The organism is Kitasatospora sp. SolWspMP-SS2h (genome assembly GCF_003259315.1).
GTDB classification, from domain to species: domain Bacteria; phylum Actinomycetota; class Actinomycetes; order Streptomycetales; family Streptomycetaceae; genus Kitasatospora; species Kitasatospora fiedleri.
Window position 1 is genome coordinate 36,804 of record NZ_QLLT01000003.1, and the last position, 15,621, is coordinate 52,424.

Sequence of the window (15,621 nt, forward strand, 5' to 3'; positions counted from 1 at the left end):
GGAGCCGCGCGCCCGGGACCGGTCGGCGCCCGCCGTCCAAGGAGACCCACCGTGTCCCTCCGCTCCGCCTCCGCCCCCGCCGCCGTGTTGGCGACCGGCGTCGTCCTGCTGTCCGCCGTCCCGGCCTCGGCGACCGCCACCCCGGCCCAGATAGCGACCTCCAAGAGCACCGGCGTCACGTACCTGAAGTCCCTGCAGGCCGCCGACGGGAGCTACGTCACCTCCGGCGGGCTCTCGAACGAGTGGGCGTTCAGCGCGTTCGCCGCCGCCGGGACGGCCGCCGTCGACGTGACCCCCGGCGGGGACGCCACCAAGAACGCGCGCACGGTCTACCGCGGCCAGCTCGCCGCGAGCACCTGGCCCGGCTCCTCGCCGGTCGTCACCGACTACGAGCGGGCGGTCCTCAACTCCTACGCGGCGGGCATCGACCCGGCCCGGATCGGCGCCGGCCGCAACCTGATCGCCGACCTCGCCGCCTACTGGCAGACCGCCGAGCCCGGCTACTGGGGCCCGTCCGCCAACTTCAACGGCACCGTCTTCGGCCTGCTCGCCCTCGGCGGGGCGAAGACCCAGGCCGGCGCGCAGCGCGTCCCGCAGGCGCTGCTGAACTCCTCGGTGGCCGCCGTGCGCGCCAACCAGCACACCGACGGCGGCTGGAACTACGGCAAGGCCGCGGGCGACCCGACCGCCCTCGCCCAGGGCTCTGACATCGACATGACGGGTGCCGCCATGGCCTCGCTCTGCGTCGGCGGCGTCCCCACCACGGACGCGGCGGTCGTCGCCGCGAAGAACTTCCTCAAGGGCAAGCTGCTCTCCTCCGGGGCCTTCAACTCGATGTTCGGCGCCAACACCGACTCCAACGGCTGGGCCGTCTCCGGCCTGAACGCCTGCGGCCTCAACCCGCAGGGCACGGACTTCACCAGCGGCACGGGCAAGACCCCGGTGGACTACCTGATCGCCCAGCAGTTCAAGCCCGGCGGCGGCTTCAAGTACCTGTCCACCGACACCTCGCCGTCCCCGTACGCCTCGGTCGACGGCCTGCGCGCGGTGGCCGGTGCGGGCTTCACCGCCGCCCCGCCCGTCCCCGTCACCTCCGGGGCCCCCACCTGGGTCGCCACCTCCGCGTTCACCTCCGGCACCGCCGCCCGGATCGCCCTGGTCGTGGACAACGGCACCGCCGGGGCGCTGAAGGTCTGCGCCGTCACCCTGACCCCGACCGGGACCACCACCACGCTGGGCGCCGTCCTGGACGCCGCCGCCACCGCCGCCCCGAGCGGCTGCGTCACCTCCGTCACCCCCTCCACCGGCAGCGGTACGGTCACCGCGGTCAACGGCACCGCCAACGCGGGCGCCAACAGCTGGAAGGTCAGCCTGGACGGCGGCGCCGCCACCGCCGCGACCCGGGCCACCGCGGTCGGCGTCGGCGACACGGTCTCCCTGCGCTACGGCGGCTGAACCACCCTCGGCCACCCGCGGCCGCTCGCGCCGCGCTCCGGGCACGGCGGCCGGGCGGGCGGAGCCTCGCTCCCGCGAGAACCGAGAACCGAGAACCGAGAACACGGCACCGCACGGGAATTCACCGAACAGCAGGGGGACGCGATGAACAGGTCCGGGTACCTCGCGGGCTGCTACGTGGCGCTGGTGGGAACGCTGGCGGCGCTGGGCGGGCTGCGCGAGGACGGGCGGTACTACCTCGCGGCGGTGGTGCTGACCCTGCCGGTCGGTCTCGTCGCGGTGCCGGGCGTCTACCTGCTGCGCGGCCTGGCGACCGGCCTCGGCGGGCTGGTCGCCGACACCGTGCGGCCGGACGGCGGCGAGCCGGGCTGGCTGACCGCCGTGGGCACGGTCGGCAACACCGTCCTGTTCACCGCCGCCGGGCTCGGCACGGTCCTGCTCGTCGCCCGCCTGGTCGGACGGCGGCGACGGCGGGCCGCCGCGCCCTGATCGGTCCGGCGCCACCGGTGCCCCGTCCCCGGCCCCGTGTCCGGGGTCGGGGCACCGGCGTTCCCCGGCTCAGGGCGCGGTGATGCCCGGCTGCGCGCCGGCGCCGAAGGACCAGCCCTCGACCTCGCCGGGCGCCGGGTTGTAGCTCCCGGCGCCGAGGCTGCTGTAGGTCCAGGCGGTGCCGTGCTGGGCGTGCCAGTACGACCAGTACGCGCTGCCGCTGGGGTTGGTGCAGGTCGTCGGCAGGCTGTTGATCGTGCAGACGAAGCCGGGGTAGCGCGGGTGGAAGGCGTACGAGAACCCGGCGCCGGTGAGCGCCGCCAGGCCGCTGGCCGGGTCGCCCGGGGCGCAGCCGGTCTGGATGCCGCCGCCGAGGGCGGTGAAGTCGACCACGACGGTGACGCCGGTGGTGCCGGAGCAGGCCGCCGCCTGCGCCTGGGGGGCCTGGACGGCGGAGACGCCGAGCAGGCCGGCGGTCAGCGCCGTCGCGGCGGCGATCGAGCCGAGGACGCGGCGGGCCGGACGGGCGGGGGCGAGGGTGTCGCTCATGCGGGTGCTCCTTGTTTCGGGGGCCGGTCGGCCAGGGCGTTCAGTGGTCAGGGCGTTCCGTGGTCAGGGCGTTCAGTGGGCGGCGGGGCAGGCGAGGACGGGCGCGGCGCGGCGGGCGCCGTGCGCGGAGAGGGCGACCAGCGGGGTGGCGCTCAGGCCGAGGACCGCCTGGGCGGTGGCGCGGGCGGCGTTGCCCGGGTCGAAGCCGGTGGCGTCGTAGGCGACCGCGCCCCGGACGGCCGGGGCGGCGGAGCAGCCCTGCTGGAGCTTGACCAGGGCGCTCCAGCCCTTGAGCCCGGCGACGGGGCGTCCGGTGGAGAGCAGGGTCTGGGTGGCCAGTCCGGTGCTGTTGGCGTTGGAGGTGGCGGCCCCGGCCGCGGCGAAGCCGCCGTCGGCGTTCTGGTGCTTGCTCAGCCAGTCGAGTCCGGCGGCGGCCTTCGCGGCGCGCCCGGTGGCGGCGAGGGCCTGGACGGCGAGCGCGGTGGCGTCCGGGTCGGCGGTGCAGGCGGCCTGGCCGAAGGAGGCCGGGAACCCGCCGTCCGCGCACTGGCTGCCGGCCAGGAAGTCGACGGCGGCGGCCGGGGCCCCGGCGGGGGTGCGGGTGAGGGCGATGACGGCCAGGGACTGGCCGAAGGAGTTGCTGTAGTCGCCCCACTGGGAGCGGTCGGAGAAGCGGCCGGCGGCCGTCTGGAGGGAGCGCAGGCGGGCCGGGAGGTCGACGCCGCCGAAGGCGGCCGGGTTCTCGCCGCGGACTTCGGCGGTGAGCAGCAGTTTGGCGGTGGCCCCGGCGTACGCCTCGGTGGTGCCGTCGCCCAGGTAGCCGGCGGTGTTCTCCGGCCGGGCGAGCCAGGCGGTGGCGCGGGCGGCGGCCGTGTCGGAGCCGTGGGCGGCGGCGAAGGCCAGCACGGCGTCGGCGGTCAGCCCCTGGTCGGGGTAGGCGGTGCCGTCGAAGACGGTCTCGAAGTGGTCGCCGTCGACGAGTTGGCGGGCCAGCCAGCCCGCGGCGGCGGCGTCCGGCCGGAGGGTGGCGGCGCCGGCGGGGGCCGGGGCGGTGCCGGCGGGGGCCGGGGCGGCCTGGGCGGTGCCGGCCGCGGGGAGCGTCACCGCGAGGGCGAGCCCGGGTACGGCGAGCAGGCGCAGGGGGCGGCGGAGCACGGTCATGGAGAGCCTTTCCGAACCTGCGCGCGGGGCCCGGAGGAGGTGGCGCGCGGCGGCTCAGCCCTCGGAGCTCCGGCCCGCAGACCACGACGGGAGGAGTGGACGTACACCTCCGCCACCGGGTGATCGGGCTCGCCGTCGACAGCCGTCGACGGCCTACCGTTGCGGGTCAGCGCCGGATTCGGACCGGACTTCCCCCGACGGCGGAGTCAGGAAACATGACGGCCCATCATGGCGAGGCCCGAAACACCGGGTCAAGGGCGCGTGCGTCACTCCCGCCGGTCCCGCCCCTCCCGGGCCGCTCCCCGTTCCTTCGCGGGATTCGCAGGTTTCGCAGTTTCGCAGCCCCGGCAGGTGCGGATTCGGCAGTGTGGCCTGCTGGACCGCCCGCGGCGCGACCGGCAGTCTCGATCATGCGAACCCCAGCAGCCGACGCCTCCGAGGAGTCCCGTGATCGAGCACCGCGTCCGTGTCCACCCCAGCGCCGACCGCCTCCCGCGCGAGGACCAACTCGCCTGGAAGCTGGCCGAGGTGGCCGCCGGCACCGAGGAACTGGAGACGGCCGGCGTGGACATGGCCGTCAACCGGGTGATCGACAACGCCGCGGTGGCCGTCGCCTCGCTGCTGCGCCGGCCGGTGGCGGTGGCCCGCGCCCAGGCCACCGCGCACCGGGCCGCGCTCCCGGGCGCCTCGGTGTTCGGCAGCGGCACCCGGGTCTCCCCGGAGTGGGCGGCCTGGGCCAACGGCACCGCCGTGCGCGAACTCGACTTCCACGACACCTACCTGGCCGCCGACTACTCGCACCCCGGCGACAACGTCCCGCCGCTGCTGGCCGTCGCCCAGCACACCGGCCGCACCGGCGCGGACCTGCTGCGCGGCGTCGTCGCGGCGTACGAGGTGCACGTCGCCCTGGTCAAGGGCATCTGCCTGCACGCGCACCGGATCGACCACGTCGCGCACCTGGGCGCGGCCACCGCCTGCGGCCTCGGGGCGCTGCTGCGGCTGCCGACCGAGGTGACCTACCAGGCCGTCCAGCAGGCGGTGCACACCACCACCGCCACCCGGCAGTCCCGCAAGGGCGAGATCTCCAGCTGGAAGGCGTACGCCCCCGCGTTCGCCGGGAAGGCCGCGGTGGAGGCGGTGGACCGGGCGATGCGCGGCGAGACCTCGCCGTCGCCGGTCTACGAGGGCGAGGACGGCTTCCTGGCCTGGATGCTGGACGGCCCGTCCGCCGACTACGGGGTGCTGCTGCCGGGGCCGGGCGAGCCGCGCCGGGCGATCCTGGACACCTACACCAAGGAGTACTCGGCCGAGTACCAGGCCCAGGCGATCATCGACCTGGCCCGGCGGCTGCGCGAGAAGGCCGGCCCGCTGGAGCGGGTGCGCTCGGTCGTCCTGCACACCAGCCACCACACCCACCACGTGATCGGCTCCGGCGCGAACGACCCGCAGAAGTACGACCCGACCGCGAGCCGCGAGACGCTCGACCACTCGATCCCGTACATCCTGGCCGTCGCCCTGGAGGACGGCGGCTGGCACCACGAGCGCTCCTACGCCCCCGAGCGGGCCGGGCGCCCGGAGACCGTCGCGCTGTGGCGCAAGGTCAGCACGGTCGAGGACCCGGAGTGGACCCGCCGCTACCACGACCCCGACCCGGAGCGCCGGGCCTTCGGCGGACGCGTGGTGATCACGCTGGACGACGGCTCGGTCGTCGAGGACGAGCTGGGCGTGGCCGACGCCCACCCGGCCGGGGCCCGGCCCTTCGACCGGCCCGCCTACCAGGGCAAGTTCCGCACCCTCGCCGAGGGCGTCGTCTCCCCCGCCGACCAGGACCGCTTCCTGGCCGCCGCGGCGGGCCTCGCCGAACTCGGGGCCGCCGACCTGGGCGAGCTGTTCCCGGCCGTGGACACCGAAGCGGTGCGCGCCTTCGACGCGACCCTGCCGAAGGGCCTGTTCTGATGCTGCACACCCGCACCACCCCCGCCCAGCGCCGCCGGGCCTTCCGCGAACAGCTCGCCTCCGGCCGGCTGCTGCGCCTGCCCGGCGCGATCAACCCGCTCTCCGCCCGCCTGATCCAGGACCTGGGCTTCGAGGCCGCGTACCTGTCCGGCGCGGTGCTCGCCGCCGACCTCGGCCTGCCCGACATCGGCCTCGCCACCGTCACCGAGATCGCCCAGCGCGCCCAGCAGACCACCCGCGCCACCGACCTGCCGGTGCTGATCGACGCCGACACCGGCTTCGGCGAGCCGATGAACGCCGCCCGCACCGTCCAGCTGCTGGAGGACGCCGGGCTGGCCGGGCTCCACCTGGAGGACCAGGTCAACCCGAAGCGCTGCGGCCACCTCGACGGCAAGACCGTCACCTCCCGGGAGGAGATGGTCCGCCGGGTCCGGGCCGCCGTCGACGCCCGCCGCGACCCCGACTTCCTGCTGATGGCCCGCACCGACGCCCGCTCCGTCGAGGGGCTCGGCGCGGCGATCGACCGGGCGAAGGCGTACGTCGACGCGGGCGCCGACGCGGTCTTCCCCGAGGCGCTGGCCGACCTCTCCGAGTACGAGGCGTTCCGCACGGCGGTCGACGTGCCGCTGCTGGCCAACCTCACCGAGTTCGGCAGGACCCCGCTGCTGGACACCCGCACCCTGACGGAGCTCGGCTACAACCTCGCCCTCTACCCCGTCACCCTGCTGCGCCTGGCCATGGGCGCGGTCGAGGACGGCCTGCGGACCCTCGCCGCCGAGGGCACCCAGGAGTCCCTGCTGCCCCGGATGCAGACCCGCTCCCGGCTGTACGAGCTGCTCGGCTACCGGGAGTACGCGGCCTTCGACTCGGCCGTCTTCGACTTCACCCTGCCGCCCGGCACCTGACGCACCGGAGGTTCACCCATGCCCGCCACCACGCCCGGGATCCACCGCGGCCTCGCCGGTGTCGTCGTCGACACCACCGGGATCTCCACCGTCCTCCAGGAGACCAACTCCCTCACCTACCGCGGCTACCCCGTCCAGGAGCTGGCCGCGCACCGCTCCTTCGAGGAGACCGCCCACCTGCTGTGGCACGGCGAACTCCCCGACCCGGCCCAGCTGCGCGAGTTCCGGGCCCGCGAGCGCGCCCTGCGCCCGCTCGACCGCACCACCGCCGAACTGCTGGCCAAGCTGCCCGAGACCTGCCACCCGATGGACGTGCTGCGCACCGCGGTCAGCTTCTTCGGCGCCGAGGACCCCACCGAGGACGACGGCCGCCCGGCCCCCGCCCTCGCCAAATCGCTGAACCTGCTGGCGAAGCTGCCGACCGTGGTCGCCGCCGACCAGCGCCGCCGCCGCGGCCTGGCACCGGTCGCGCCGGACCCGGACCTCGGGTACGCCGAGAACTTCTTCCACATGTGCTTCGGCGCGGTGCCCGCCCCCGAGACGGTGCGCTGCTTCGAGGTCTCCCTGGTGCTGTACGCCGAGCACAGCTTCAACGCCTCCACCTTCACCGCCCGGGTGGTCACCTCCACCCTCTCCGACCTCTACAGCGCCGTCACCGCCGCGATCGGCGCCCTCAAGGGCCCGCTGCACGGCGGCGCCAACGAGGCGGTGATGCACATGCTGGCGGAGATCGGCGACCCGGCCCGGGCCGCGGACTGGCTGAACGAGGCGCTCGCCGCCAAGCGGAAGATCATGGGCTTCGGCCACCGGGTCTACCGGGACGGCGACTCCCGCGTCCCGATCATGCAGGCGGCCCTGGACCGGCTGGTCGAGGGCTCGACGGACCCCCGGGCCGCCCGGCTGGCCGCGCTGCACGCCGCCCTGCGCCACCAGCGCGACCCGCCCCCACCCGTCGAGCGCCACGACCCGCACCCCGTCGACGGACTCCGTGAACTCGTAGGTCCCCGTGCTCCGATCGGCCCGCCGGACCGCGTCACGGCGTACCACCAGCCGCACTCCCCGGTACTGAACGGTCGACGAGAACGTGGTCCAACCGTCGATCATGCCGACTCCTCCCGGGGCTGTGGCGTACGGTCCGGCAGCGCCCCGAGGAGCTCCAGGGCCCGGTCGGCGACCTGGCGGGGCGTGCGGCCAGCGGTGTCGATGACGTCGTCGGCGGCGGCGGCCAGCCACCCCCGGTACGCCTCGGTGTAGCGGGGCAGCCTGCCGCGCCGGAAGACCCGGACCCCCTCGCTGCGCTCCTCGTCCCCGGGGAACTCGGCACCGGCGTCGATACGGGCCCGGACCGTGTCCGGGTCGGCGTGCAGCAGCAGGTGGCGCAGCGGGACGCCGGCGGCGCGGACGGCGCGGTAGATCTCGGCGGCGTAGTCCTGGCGCAGCAGTGTCATCGGGACGATCACCGGCCCGCCGCCGTTCTCCCGGTGGCAGCGGACTACGAGTTCGGCGACGAGGGGGCGCCAGGCCGGGTTGTCCTGGAAGTCGGCGTACTTGCCGGGGAAGACCTGGCGCAGCAGGAAGCCGACCTCCTCCGGGTCGACCAGGATGGCCCCGGGCAGCTCGCTGCGCAGGGTGGCGGCGAGGGTGGACTTCCCGCCGCCGAAGGGGCCGTTGAGCCAGACGATCACCGGGGGCTCCTTCCGTGGGGGGTCGGTTCGCCGGTGCGGGTGGCGGCGTGGTGGCGGATGAGGCGGCGGGTGGAGCCGCGCAGGTGGAGGCGGTGCAGGTCGTCGGGGCGGAACCAGTGGACGAGGACGCCCTCGCGCAGGTCCGCGGTGTCGGGGTGGCCGTCGCCGGACCGCGGCGGTTCAGCCGTTGCCGATCCGCAGCAGCTCGGCGACGGCCGGGCCGGCCGACTGGGCGCCGTGCAGGCCGCCCTCGACCTCGGCGGCCACGGCCAGGTCGCCCCGGTAGGCGGTGAACCAGCTGTCGTCGGGTTTGCCGCCGCCGACCTCGGCGGTGCCGCTCTTGGCGGCGGCGCCGGGGATGCCGGCCATCGGTCCGGCGGCGGTGCCGCTCTGCGCGGTCCGGGTCATCAGGGCGCGCAGGTCGTTCAGCACGCCCTTGGAGAGCCGCCGGGCGGCGGGCTGCTGCGGCAGGTCGGGCAGCAGGATCGGCATCCGGAAGGTGCCGCTCTGGACGGTCGCCGCGACCGAGGCCATGGCGAGCGGGTTGGTCTGCACCCGGCCCTGGCCGATGAGTTCGGGGGCGGCGGCGGCCATAGTCGACTCGGTCGGGATCCTGGTGTCGAAGTTGGTCAGGCCGGTGCTCCACTCCAGGCCGAGGCCGAACACCTCCTTGGCGGTCCTCGGCAGGCTGTCGGGTTTCAGCACGTCCCGGCCCTTCTCCAGGAAGGCGGTGTTGCAGGACTGGGCGAAGTCGTCGGCGAAGGTGTTGCCGGGCCGGGCGTCCGCGAAGTCGTTGGCCACCGGGAGGCCGGTGACCAGGGTGGTGGCCGGGCAGGGCACCGGGGTGGACGGGGTGACCCCGGCCTCCAGCAGGGCGGCGGCGGTGACCACCTTCATCGTCGAGCCGGGCGGGGTGGAGCCGGTGAAGGCCAGGTTCGAGCCGGTGGACGGGGAGAAGGCGTAGGCCAGGACGTGGCCGGTGCTGGGCTCGATCGCGGCCAGCGAGGCGGCCCGGGTGCCGCCCGCGGACTGCTTCGCGACGGCGGCTTCGGCGGCCTCCTGGAGGCGGGCGTCCAGGGTGAGCCTCAGGGCGGGGAGCGGTCGGGGTTCGGTGACGGTGAACAGTTTCTCCGCCGTGCCGTCGGAGTCCTTGGTGATCAGCACGGCGGAGCCGTCGTCCGCGGTGCCGCCCTGCGGGACCCGCGCCGTGAACCGTTCCAGGGATCCGGCCAGGGAGGGGAAGCCGGTCAGCGGCTTGCCGTTGCGGTCGGTGATGCCGGCGGGCGCCCCGGCGACCGGGCGCACCGCGATGCTCTCCCCGGCGTCCAGGTGCGGGTGGATGACGTGCGGCGTCCAGTGCACGACGGTCCGGCCGTCGCGGGCCCGCACCAGGCTGAGCGCGCCGTCGTAGGTCCACGGCGTGCCGGTTCCGGCGAACTCCACGCTCGCGCTGAACGGCACGGAGAGCGCGGTGTCCGCCGGGGTCGCGGACGGGGTGGAGCCCGCCGCCGAGGGGCCGGGCGTGGCCGCGGGTCCGCTGGCGGTCAGGTGGAGCGCGCTCGGCCCCACCTGGCGCTGGAACGCGGTCAGCGCGGTGGTCGCCGCGGCGGGGTCGTCGGTGGCCGCCGCGGCGCCCGACAGGTCGCCCCCGGCCCAGGCCGCGAGGAACGCCCGGGCGGCGCCGGCCGCCTGCTCGGCGGTCGGCGGCCCGGTCACCGCGGGCCGCGCCCCGGCCGCGGCCGCCCCGCCGGACCGGCCGGACCCGCCGGACCCGCCGGTCAGGGCGGTGGCGATGTTGTAGACGCCGTAGCCGGCCACGGTCACCATGGCCGTGAGGACGGTGGCGATGGCGATCTTCACGCTCTTGGGCACGGTGCTCTTCCCCCCCTGGGTCGGGCTGTCGGAGCGGCCCCGGCCCGTCGCGCCCCGCCGGGGTCCTCCGCCCGCCACGCTAGGGCCGTACGCGGACGGTCCGCCTGAGTACCCGTACTCAGAAGGGGCCGCGCGGGAGCGCCCCGGCCCGGCGGTCCGGGTCGGGGCGCTCCCGATGCGGCTGTTTCGAAAGCTGGTTGACCGGACGTCAGGAAGCGGAGTCCGGCAGCCCGAACACCACCTGGTTGGAGAGCACCACCCCGTGGCTGCTGACGTCGATGGTGATCCGGTCGCCGTCCGCGATCCGGAACCCGTCGTGGTAGCTGGCCTGGTCCGCGCCGAGCAGCAGGTAGTGGACCAGCCCGGGCCGGCGCAGCGCCGGGTACTCGAAGAGGTTGTCCACCATCGCCTGGACCTTGAAGTACAGCGCGTCCTCGCCGCAGTCGAACGGGCCCTCCCAGGCGGTGGCGCCGTCCCGCTCGATGGTGACCCGGCCGGTGACCGAGGAGGGCGGCTCGCCGAGGAAGAGCCAGGGCGCGATGGAGGTGTCGACCAGCTTGCAGTACGGGTTCCAGCCGGGGTTGCGGATGTGCAGGCCGATGTCGCACAGGTCGTTGCCGAAGGTGTACCCGGCGTAGCGCGGGTTGCCCGCGTCGTCGTTGACGTAGACCAGGGCCACCTCGGGCTCCTCGATCAGCGCGACGGAGCGCTTGGGCGCGACCAGCGGGTCGCCGGGCAGCCGCAGCCAGGAGCCGAAGCCCTTGAAGAACCAGTTCGGCGCCACGAACTCCTCGCCCTCGACCGGCTCCTTCTCGAACTTCGAGCGGTGGGTGCGCATGAAGCCGCTGAGCAGGGCGTTGCCGGTGGCCTCGGGCAGCAGCGGCGGCAGGTAGCGGATCTCCTGCTCGCCGCCCTCGACGACGACCGGCTCGGCCTCGGCCTTGATCGCGGCGATGACGTCCTCGGGGTTCTCGGCGGCGATGAACTCGGCCTGCAGTCGGCCGTCGTTGACCCGGTAGAGGGTCAGCGGGGCGCCGGGGACGGGCTTCTCGAAGCCCGCGTACCGCTGGCCCTGGTATTCGCATTCGAAGAGTACGGCCATCTCCGGTTCCTCCTGAGCTCGTTGGTGCGTGCGGTCCGGCACGGGCCGGACGGTGCGTGCGGTGACGGGTGGGGTGGTACGCGCGGTGACGGGTGGGGCGGCGGATGCGGTGGTACGCGTGGTGACGGGCGGGGTGGCGAGGTCGGCCAGGACCTCCTCGATCCGGTCGACGGACGCCCTGATCCAGGGCAGGTCGAGCGGGTCGGCGGCGGCCAGCGCGGCCTCCTGCCGTTCGGCGGTGTCGCCGTAGAGCCGGCTGGTGGCGGCGCGCAGCCGCAGCGGCCCGGGGTCCTCGCCGAACTCCTCGGCGGCCAGCACCCCGAGGCCGTGGCGGTCGGTGAGCAGCCGGGCCAGTTCCGTGCCGGTGCGCACGCCGTGGGCGGCGAGCGGTTCGCGCAGCGGCTCGAAGTCCGGGTAGAGGTAGCAGGTGGCGCGGACGGGGTCGAGCAGGGCGCCGGCGGCGGTGAACCGCTCGGCGACGGCGCGGACGACCCTCCCGTGCAGCCGGGTGGCGGCGGCCACCCGGGCGGTGACCTCCGGCGGTTCGTCGAGGGCGTAGGCGGCGGCGGCCTGGACGGGGGCCGGCGGGCTGGACCAGATCTGGCTGGCGACGGCGACCAGCCGCTCGCGCAGCTGCCGGCCGGCCGGGCCGGAGGGCAGCAGGGCGACGCCGGTGCGCCAGCCGCCGACCGCCAGGTTCTTGGTCAGTCCGCCGGTGACGACGGTGCGTTCGGGGGCGAACAGGGCCGGGGAGGCGGTCGGGGTGTCCGGGTCGAAGACCAGGTCGGTGTAGATCTCGTCGGAGATGATGGTCAGGTCCAGTTCCCGGGCGGCCTCGGCCAGTTGCCGCACGGTGTCGGGCGAGGCGACGTTGCCGGTGGGGTTGTCCGGCAGGGTGACCACGACCGAGCGCGGGTCGCGTCCGACGGCGCGGGCGGCCCGGACGGCCTCGCGCAGCGCGTCCGGGTCCGGCACGCCGCCCTCGCCGGGCCGGACGGGGACCCGCAGGGCGGTGGCCCCGGCCAGCGCGGCCTGGGCCGCGTAGCTGACCCAGCTGGGCCGGGGCACCACCACGTCACCGCCGATCGCCTTGACCGCGGCGAACAGCAGGGACTTGCTGCCGGGCCCGGCGACCACCGCGTCCGGTTCGGCGGCCAGGCCGCGCCGCCGCCAGTACCCGGCGGCGGCGGCGCGCAGCGCGGGGCTGCCCGCCACCGGGCCGTAGGTCGCCTCGCCGACGGCGGCGGCCAGCCGCTCCCGCAGTTCGGGGAGGACGGGCAGGCCGATCTCCCCGCTGGCCATCATCAGGACCTGCTCGCCGGCGGCGCGGCGGCGGGCGAGTGCCTCGTCGGCGGCCAGCGTCGCCGACAGGGTCACCGGGGCGGGCTCGGTCATGGGCGGACTCCACGGGTCGGTTCGGGTCGGACGGGAGGGCGGCCGGCGGGCCGGGCGGGGACGCCGCCCGCCGTGGCACCGCCGCGCCCCGGCCCCGAAGGCCCCGCGGCGCCCGCGAGCCCGGCAGGTCCCACGAGCCCGGCAGATCCCAGGGGCCCGGCAGATCCCGCGAGCCCCGCCGGGGCGGTACCCCCGGCGGGAGCGGGGTCACTGCCCGCCATGGCTGCGGCGCAGTTCGGCCTTGCGGACCTTGCCGGTGAGCGTCTTGGGCAGGGCGTCGACCAGCACCAGGCGGTCGGGGAGGAAGCGCTCCTCCTGGCCGGCCGCGCGCAGGTGGGCCAGGATGCCGTCCAGGTCGGGGCGGGCTGGCCCGCTGGGCACGACGACGGCGAGGATCGGGTCGTCGGGGCGGCCGGTGGTGCCGACCAGGGCGGTCTCGGCGACGTCGGGGTGGCGGGAGACGATCGCCTCCAGTTCGGTGGTCGGGACGACCGCGCCGTCCCGGAGCAGGGCGTCCCGGGCCCGGCCGAGGATGCGGATGCCGCCCCGGCCGTCGGTGCGGGCGAGGTCGCCGGTGTCGAACCAGCCGTCGGCGTCGAGTTCGGCGGCGAAGGCGTCCGCGCGCCGGTGGTAGCCGAGCGCGCGGGCCGCGCCGCGCACCCGCAGCCGGCCGACGTCGGCCCGGGTGCCGGGGCGGTCGGGGTCGTCCACGCGCAGTTCCATCGCGTCGATCGGTCCGCCGTTGCTGTGGGCGGCCCGGTCCGCGTCGTAGTCGAGCCGGGTGATGGTGACCGGCCCGAACTCGGACATGCCCCACACCGAGTAGGTGCGGGCGCCGAGCGTCTCGCGGACGTCGTCGACCAGGTCCTGGAGGACGGGCGCGGAGCCGGTGACGGCGTGCCGCAGGGTGGAGACGTCGCGCGGTTCGGCCCGCTGGGCGCGGATGACGTCGGCGAAGGTGCTCGGCGGGCCGTAGATCAGCGTGGCGCCGTACCGTTCGACCAGGTCGAGCAGGACGTCGTTGCGCCGGAGGTCCTGGAAGGCGACGGTGCCGCCGACCATGACGCCGGTCAGCACGCCCTGGCCGAAGCCGGAGTAGTGCACCAGCGGGGTGGTGACGGCCGCGACCAGGCTGTCGTCGAGCAGGAAGGTGTCGGCGTAGCCGCGGACCGCCGCGTGGACGGTGTTCTGGCTGTGCAGGACGCCCTTGGGCAGGCCGGTGGTGCCGGAGGTGAACAGCACTACGAACGGTTCGTCGGGGGTGAGGGCGAGGCCGTCCAGGTCGCCGGTGCGGCCCTCCTCCCAGGGGGTGGCCACGAAGTGGTCCTCGAAGGAGAGGGTGCCGGGGCTGCGCCCGCCGACCACCACCACGTGCTCCAGCGGCAGGTCGGCCTTGAGGGCGGCGAGGTGCGCGGCCAGCGGGTAGCCGTTCCACTCCGGGACGGTGACGCAGACCCGGGCGCCGGTCAGTTCGAGCCGGTGGCGCAGCTCGTCCTCCTGGCAGACCGGGTCGATCGGGCAGGTCACCGCGCCGATCCGGATCGCGGCGAACAGCAGCGGCACCGACTCCCACCGGTTGGGGAGCTGGACGGCGACGAAGTCGCCGCGCCGGACCCCGAGTTCGAGCAGGGCGACGGCGAACCGGTCGGTCAGCCGGGCGAGTTCGGCGTAGTCGAGGGTGTCGGTGCGCGACTCCCCGACCCGGCGGGCGGCGACGGCGAGCTTGCGCGGGCGCAGCCGGGCCTGCCGGTGCAGGTCGTCCAGGAAGGTCTCCCGGCGCCACCAGCCGCGCCGCAGGTACGCGGCGGCGAGTTCGGGGCTCGGCGCGAAGTCTGGTGCCTCCGAAGGGGATTGACCGGCCGTCACGGTCTCGGCGGCGGTCATCCGCGCTCCTTGCGGCGCACGTCGAGCAGCTCGGGCAGCGGGTTGCCGGCCCGGCCGGCGGCGATCTCCAGCAGGTCGCGGGTGTTCTGCCGGACCCGGTCGGCGACCCAGTCGAAGACCCACTGCTTGCGGGCCTGCGCGGGCAGGTGGAAGGGGACGACCCGGGTGACGGCGAGGGCGGCCGAGCCGGCGCCGCCGATGTTGGCGATGACGCCGGGGACGAGGACGGTGCCGGCTCCGGCGATCTTCTCCTTGGCCTCGGCGGTGGAGGCGAGGTTGGCGCCCTCGACGACCAGGCGGGCCCGCAGCCGGTGGGCGTTCTCGGCGTTGAGCGCGTACTTCTGGGCGGCGAGGACCAGCAGGTCGGCGTCGACGTCGAGCCAGGCGTCGGGCTCGCCGGAGAGGGTGACGCCCTGCGGGAGGCGGGTGCGGTCGATCCGGCCGAACTCGTCGGTGATGTCGATCAGGTCGGCGACCGGCAGCCGGTCGGCGCTGATGGTGCCGCCGATGTCGGCGACGCCGACGATCAGGTGGCCGCGGTCCTCCAGGAACTGGGCGACCGCGCGGCCCACCGCGCCGAAGCCCTGGACCACCACCCGGGCCGGGCCGGTGCGGCCGTCGGCCTCCAGGGCGGTGACGGCGGCGACGCCGACGCCGTGGCCGGTGCAGTCGATCAGCGGCTCGTAGTAGGTGCGCCAGTCGATCGGCATGTCGGGGGCGCCGAGCCGGTAGCGCGGGTCGTACCCGGCCTCCTCGAAGAACACCGCCCGGTCGGCGGGGGTGACGCCCATGTCGATGCCGAGGTGGATGCCGCCGTGCAGCAGCGGCTTGACGGTGCGTCCGAAGGTGCGGAAGGTCTGCTCGCGGTCGCTGCCGTCGGAGACGATGCCGGCCTTGGCGCCGCCGATCCGCAGCCCGGCCAGGGTGAACTTCTCGGTCATGTCGCGGGCCAGTCCGGCGACCTCCTCCTCGGTGACGCCGGGGGTCATCCGGGTGCCGCCCATGGCGAGGCCGTCGACCAGGGAGTCGACCACCACCCAGCCCTTGAGGGTGCCGCCGCTGCCGTTGAGGTGGGTGGTGAAGGCGGGCGGCTGCGGGTCTGTCGAAGTCATTGCGGGGTCCTCCAGTACACGGACGGTTCGGGGTCGTGTGCCGCCTCGGCGGGCCG

The 15,621-nt window shown here is 75.5% G+C and carries 11 protein-coding genes, 1 pseudogene and 1 riboswitch; of the genes and pseudogenes, 5 read left to right on the plus strand and 7 right to left on the minus strand.

From position 1 onward, the window contains the following. Positions 1–51 precede the first annotated feature (51 nt). Together K353_RS04285 and K353_RS04290 are read left to right on the plus strand one after the other, a co-directional pair. Positions 52–1,455: a hypothetical protein gene (locus K353_RS04285; RefSeq protein ID WP_111552221.1), complete on the plus strand. Its 1,404-nt coding sequence runs from the start codon at positions 52–54 to the stop codon at positions 1,453–1,455. Between the two features lie 144 nt (positions 1,456–1,599). Then, positions 1,600–1,944 (plus strand): hypothetical protein, encoded by a 345-nt coding sequence (locus K353_RS04290; RefSeq protein WP_111552222.1) that lies wholly within the window; start codon positions 1,600–1,602, stop codon positions 1,942–1,944. A gap of 69 nt (positions 1,945–2,013) precedes the next feature. Here the strand turns inward: K353_RS04290 and K353_RS04295 are convergent, their stop codons facing one another. Then, the gene (locus K353_RS04295; RefSeq protein WP_111552223.1) at positions 2,014–2,493 is read right to left on the minus strand and encodes a hypothetical protein; all 480 of its coding nucleotides are present in this window, start codon (positions 2,491–2,493) and stop codon (positions 2,014–2,016) included. A 72-nt stretch (positions 2,494–2,565) separates the two neighbouring features. Further along, on the minus strand, positions 2,566–3,654 hold the full coding sequence (locus K353_RS04300; RefSeq protein WP_111552224.1) for a prenyltransferase/squalene oxidase repeat-containing protein: 1,089 nt from the start codon (positions 3,652–3,654) through the stop codon (positions 2,566–2,568). Positions 3,655–3,750: 96 nt separating this feature from the next. Beyond that, positions 3,751–3,884, minus strand: a riboswitch (cobalamin riboswitch). A 217-nt stretch (positions 3,885–4,101) separates the two neighbouring features. On the opposite strand from K353_RS04300, the gene K353_RS04305 reads away from it, so the two are divergent. From K353_RS04305 to K353_RS04315, 3 genes are read left to right on the plus strand one after another with little or no spacing between them, the layout of a single operon-like run. Further along, positions 4,102–5,610 carry an MmgE/PrpD family protein gene (locus K353_RS04305; RefSeq protein WP_111552225.1) on the plus strand — a complete coding sequence of 503 codons (1,509 nt, stop codon included), beginning with the start codon at positions 4,102–4,104 and terminating at the stop codon, positions 5,608–5,610. Further along, positions 5,610–6,515 carry a methylisocitrate lyase gene (prpB, locus tag K353_RS04310; RefSeq protein ID WP_111552226.1) on the plus strand — a complete coding sequence of 302 codons (906 nt, stop codon included), beginning with the start codon at positions 5,610–5,612 and terminating at the stop codon, positions 6,513–6,515. Before K353_RS04305 ends, prpB begins: the two co-directional genes overlap by 1 nt. An 18-nt stretch (positions 6,516–6,533) precedes the next feature. Further along, the gene (locus tag K353_RS04315; RefSeq protein WP_233533365.1) at positions 6,534–7,769 is read left to right on the plus strand and encodes a citrate/2-methylcitrate synthase; all 1,236 of its coding nucleotides are present in this window, start codon (positions 6,534–6,536) and stop codon (positions 7,767–7,769) included. An 83-nt stretch (positions 7,770–7,852) separates the two neighbouring features. On the opposite strand, the pseudogene K353_RS35215 reads toward K353_RS04315, so the two are convergent. The 5 genes and pseudogenes from K353_RS35215 to K353_RS04350 form a co-directional block, all read right to left on the minus strand. Then, positions 7,853–8,200: pseudogene (locus K353_RS35215) on the minus strand (AAA family ATPase); the annotation flags it as partial. Positions 8,201–8,380: 180 nt separating this feature from the next. Then, entirely contained in the window at positions 8,381–10,072 is a 1,692-nt protein-coding gene (locus K353_RS04330) for a penicillin-binding transpeptidase domain-containing protein (RefSeq protein ID WP_111552228.1), read from the minus strand. 208 nt (positions 10,073–10,280) lie between these two features. Continuing rightward, positions 10,281–12,569 (minus strand): aminotransferase class I/II-fold pyridoxal phosphate-dependent enzyme, encoded by a 2,289-nt coding sequence (locus tag K353_RS37115; protein WP_370447557.1) that lies wholly within the window; start codon positions 12,567–12,569, stop codon positions 10,281–10,283. Positions 12,570–12,776: 207 nt separating this feature from the next. Further along, positions 12,777–14,453 (minus strand): AMP-binding protein, encoded by a 1,677-nt coding sequence (locus K353_RS04345; protein ID WP_111552229.1) that lies wholly within the window; start codon positions 14,451–14,453, stop codon positions 12,777–12,779. Next, entirely contained in the window at positions 14,450–15,565 is a 1,116-nt protein-coding gene (locus K353_RS04350) for a Glu/Leu/Phe/Val dehydrogenase dimerization domain-containing protein (protein WP_111552230.1), read from the minus strand. The genes K353_RS04345 and K353_RS04350 overlap by 4 nt, the downstream gene beginning before the upstream one ends. Positions 15,566–15,621 lie beyond the last annotated feature (56 nt).

Coding starts and splice junctions, on each gene's coding strand:
- K353_RS04290 (WP_111552222.1), top strand. CDS start 1,600: ATGAACAGGTCCGGGTACCTCGCGGGCTGCTACGTGGCGCTGGTGGGA.
- K353_RS04300 (WP_111552224.1), bottom strand. CDS start 3,654: ATGACCGTGCTCCGCCGCCCCCTGCGCCTGCTCGCCGTACCCGGGCTC.
- K353_RS04315 (WP_233533365.1), top strand. CDS start 6,534: ATGCCCGCCACCACGCCCGGGATCCACCGCGGCCTCGCCGGTGTCGTC.
- K353_RS04345 (WP_111552229.1), bottom strand. CDS start 14,453: ATGACCGCCGCCGAGACCGTGACGGCCGGTCAATCCCCTTCGGAGGCA.
- K353_RS04295 (WP_111552223.1), bottom strand. CDS start 2,493: ATGAGCGACACCCTCGCCCCCGCCCGTCCGGCCCGCCGCGTCCTCGGC.
- prpB (WP_111552226.1), top strand. CDS start 5,610: ATGCTGCACACCCGCACCACCCCCGCCCAGCGCCGCCGGGCCTTCCGC.
- K353_RS04350 (WP_111552230.1), bottom strand. CDS start 15,565: ATGACTTCGACAGACCCGCAGCCGCCCGCCTTCACCACCCACCTCAAC.
- K353_RS37115 (WP_370447557.1), bottom strand. CDS start 12,569: ATGACCGAGCCCGCCCCGGTGACCCTGTCGGCGACGCTGGCCGCCGAC.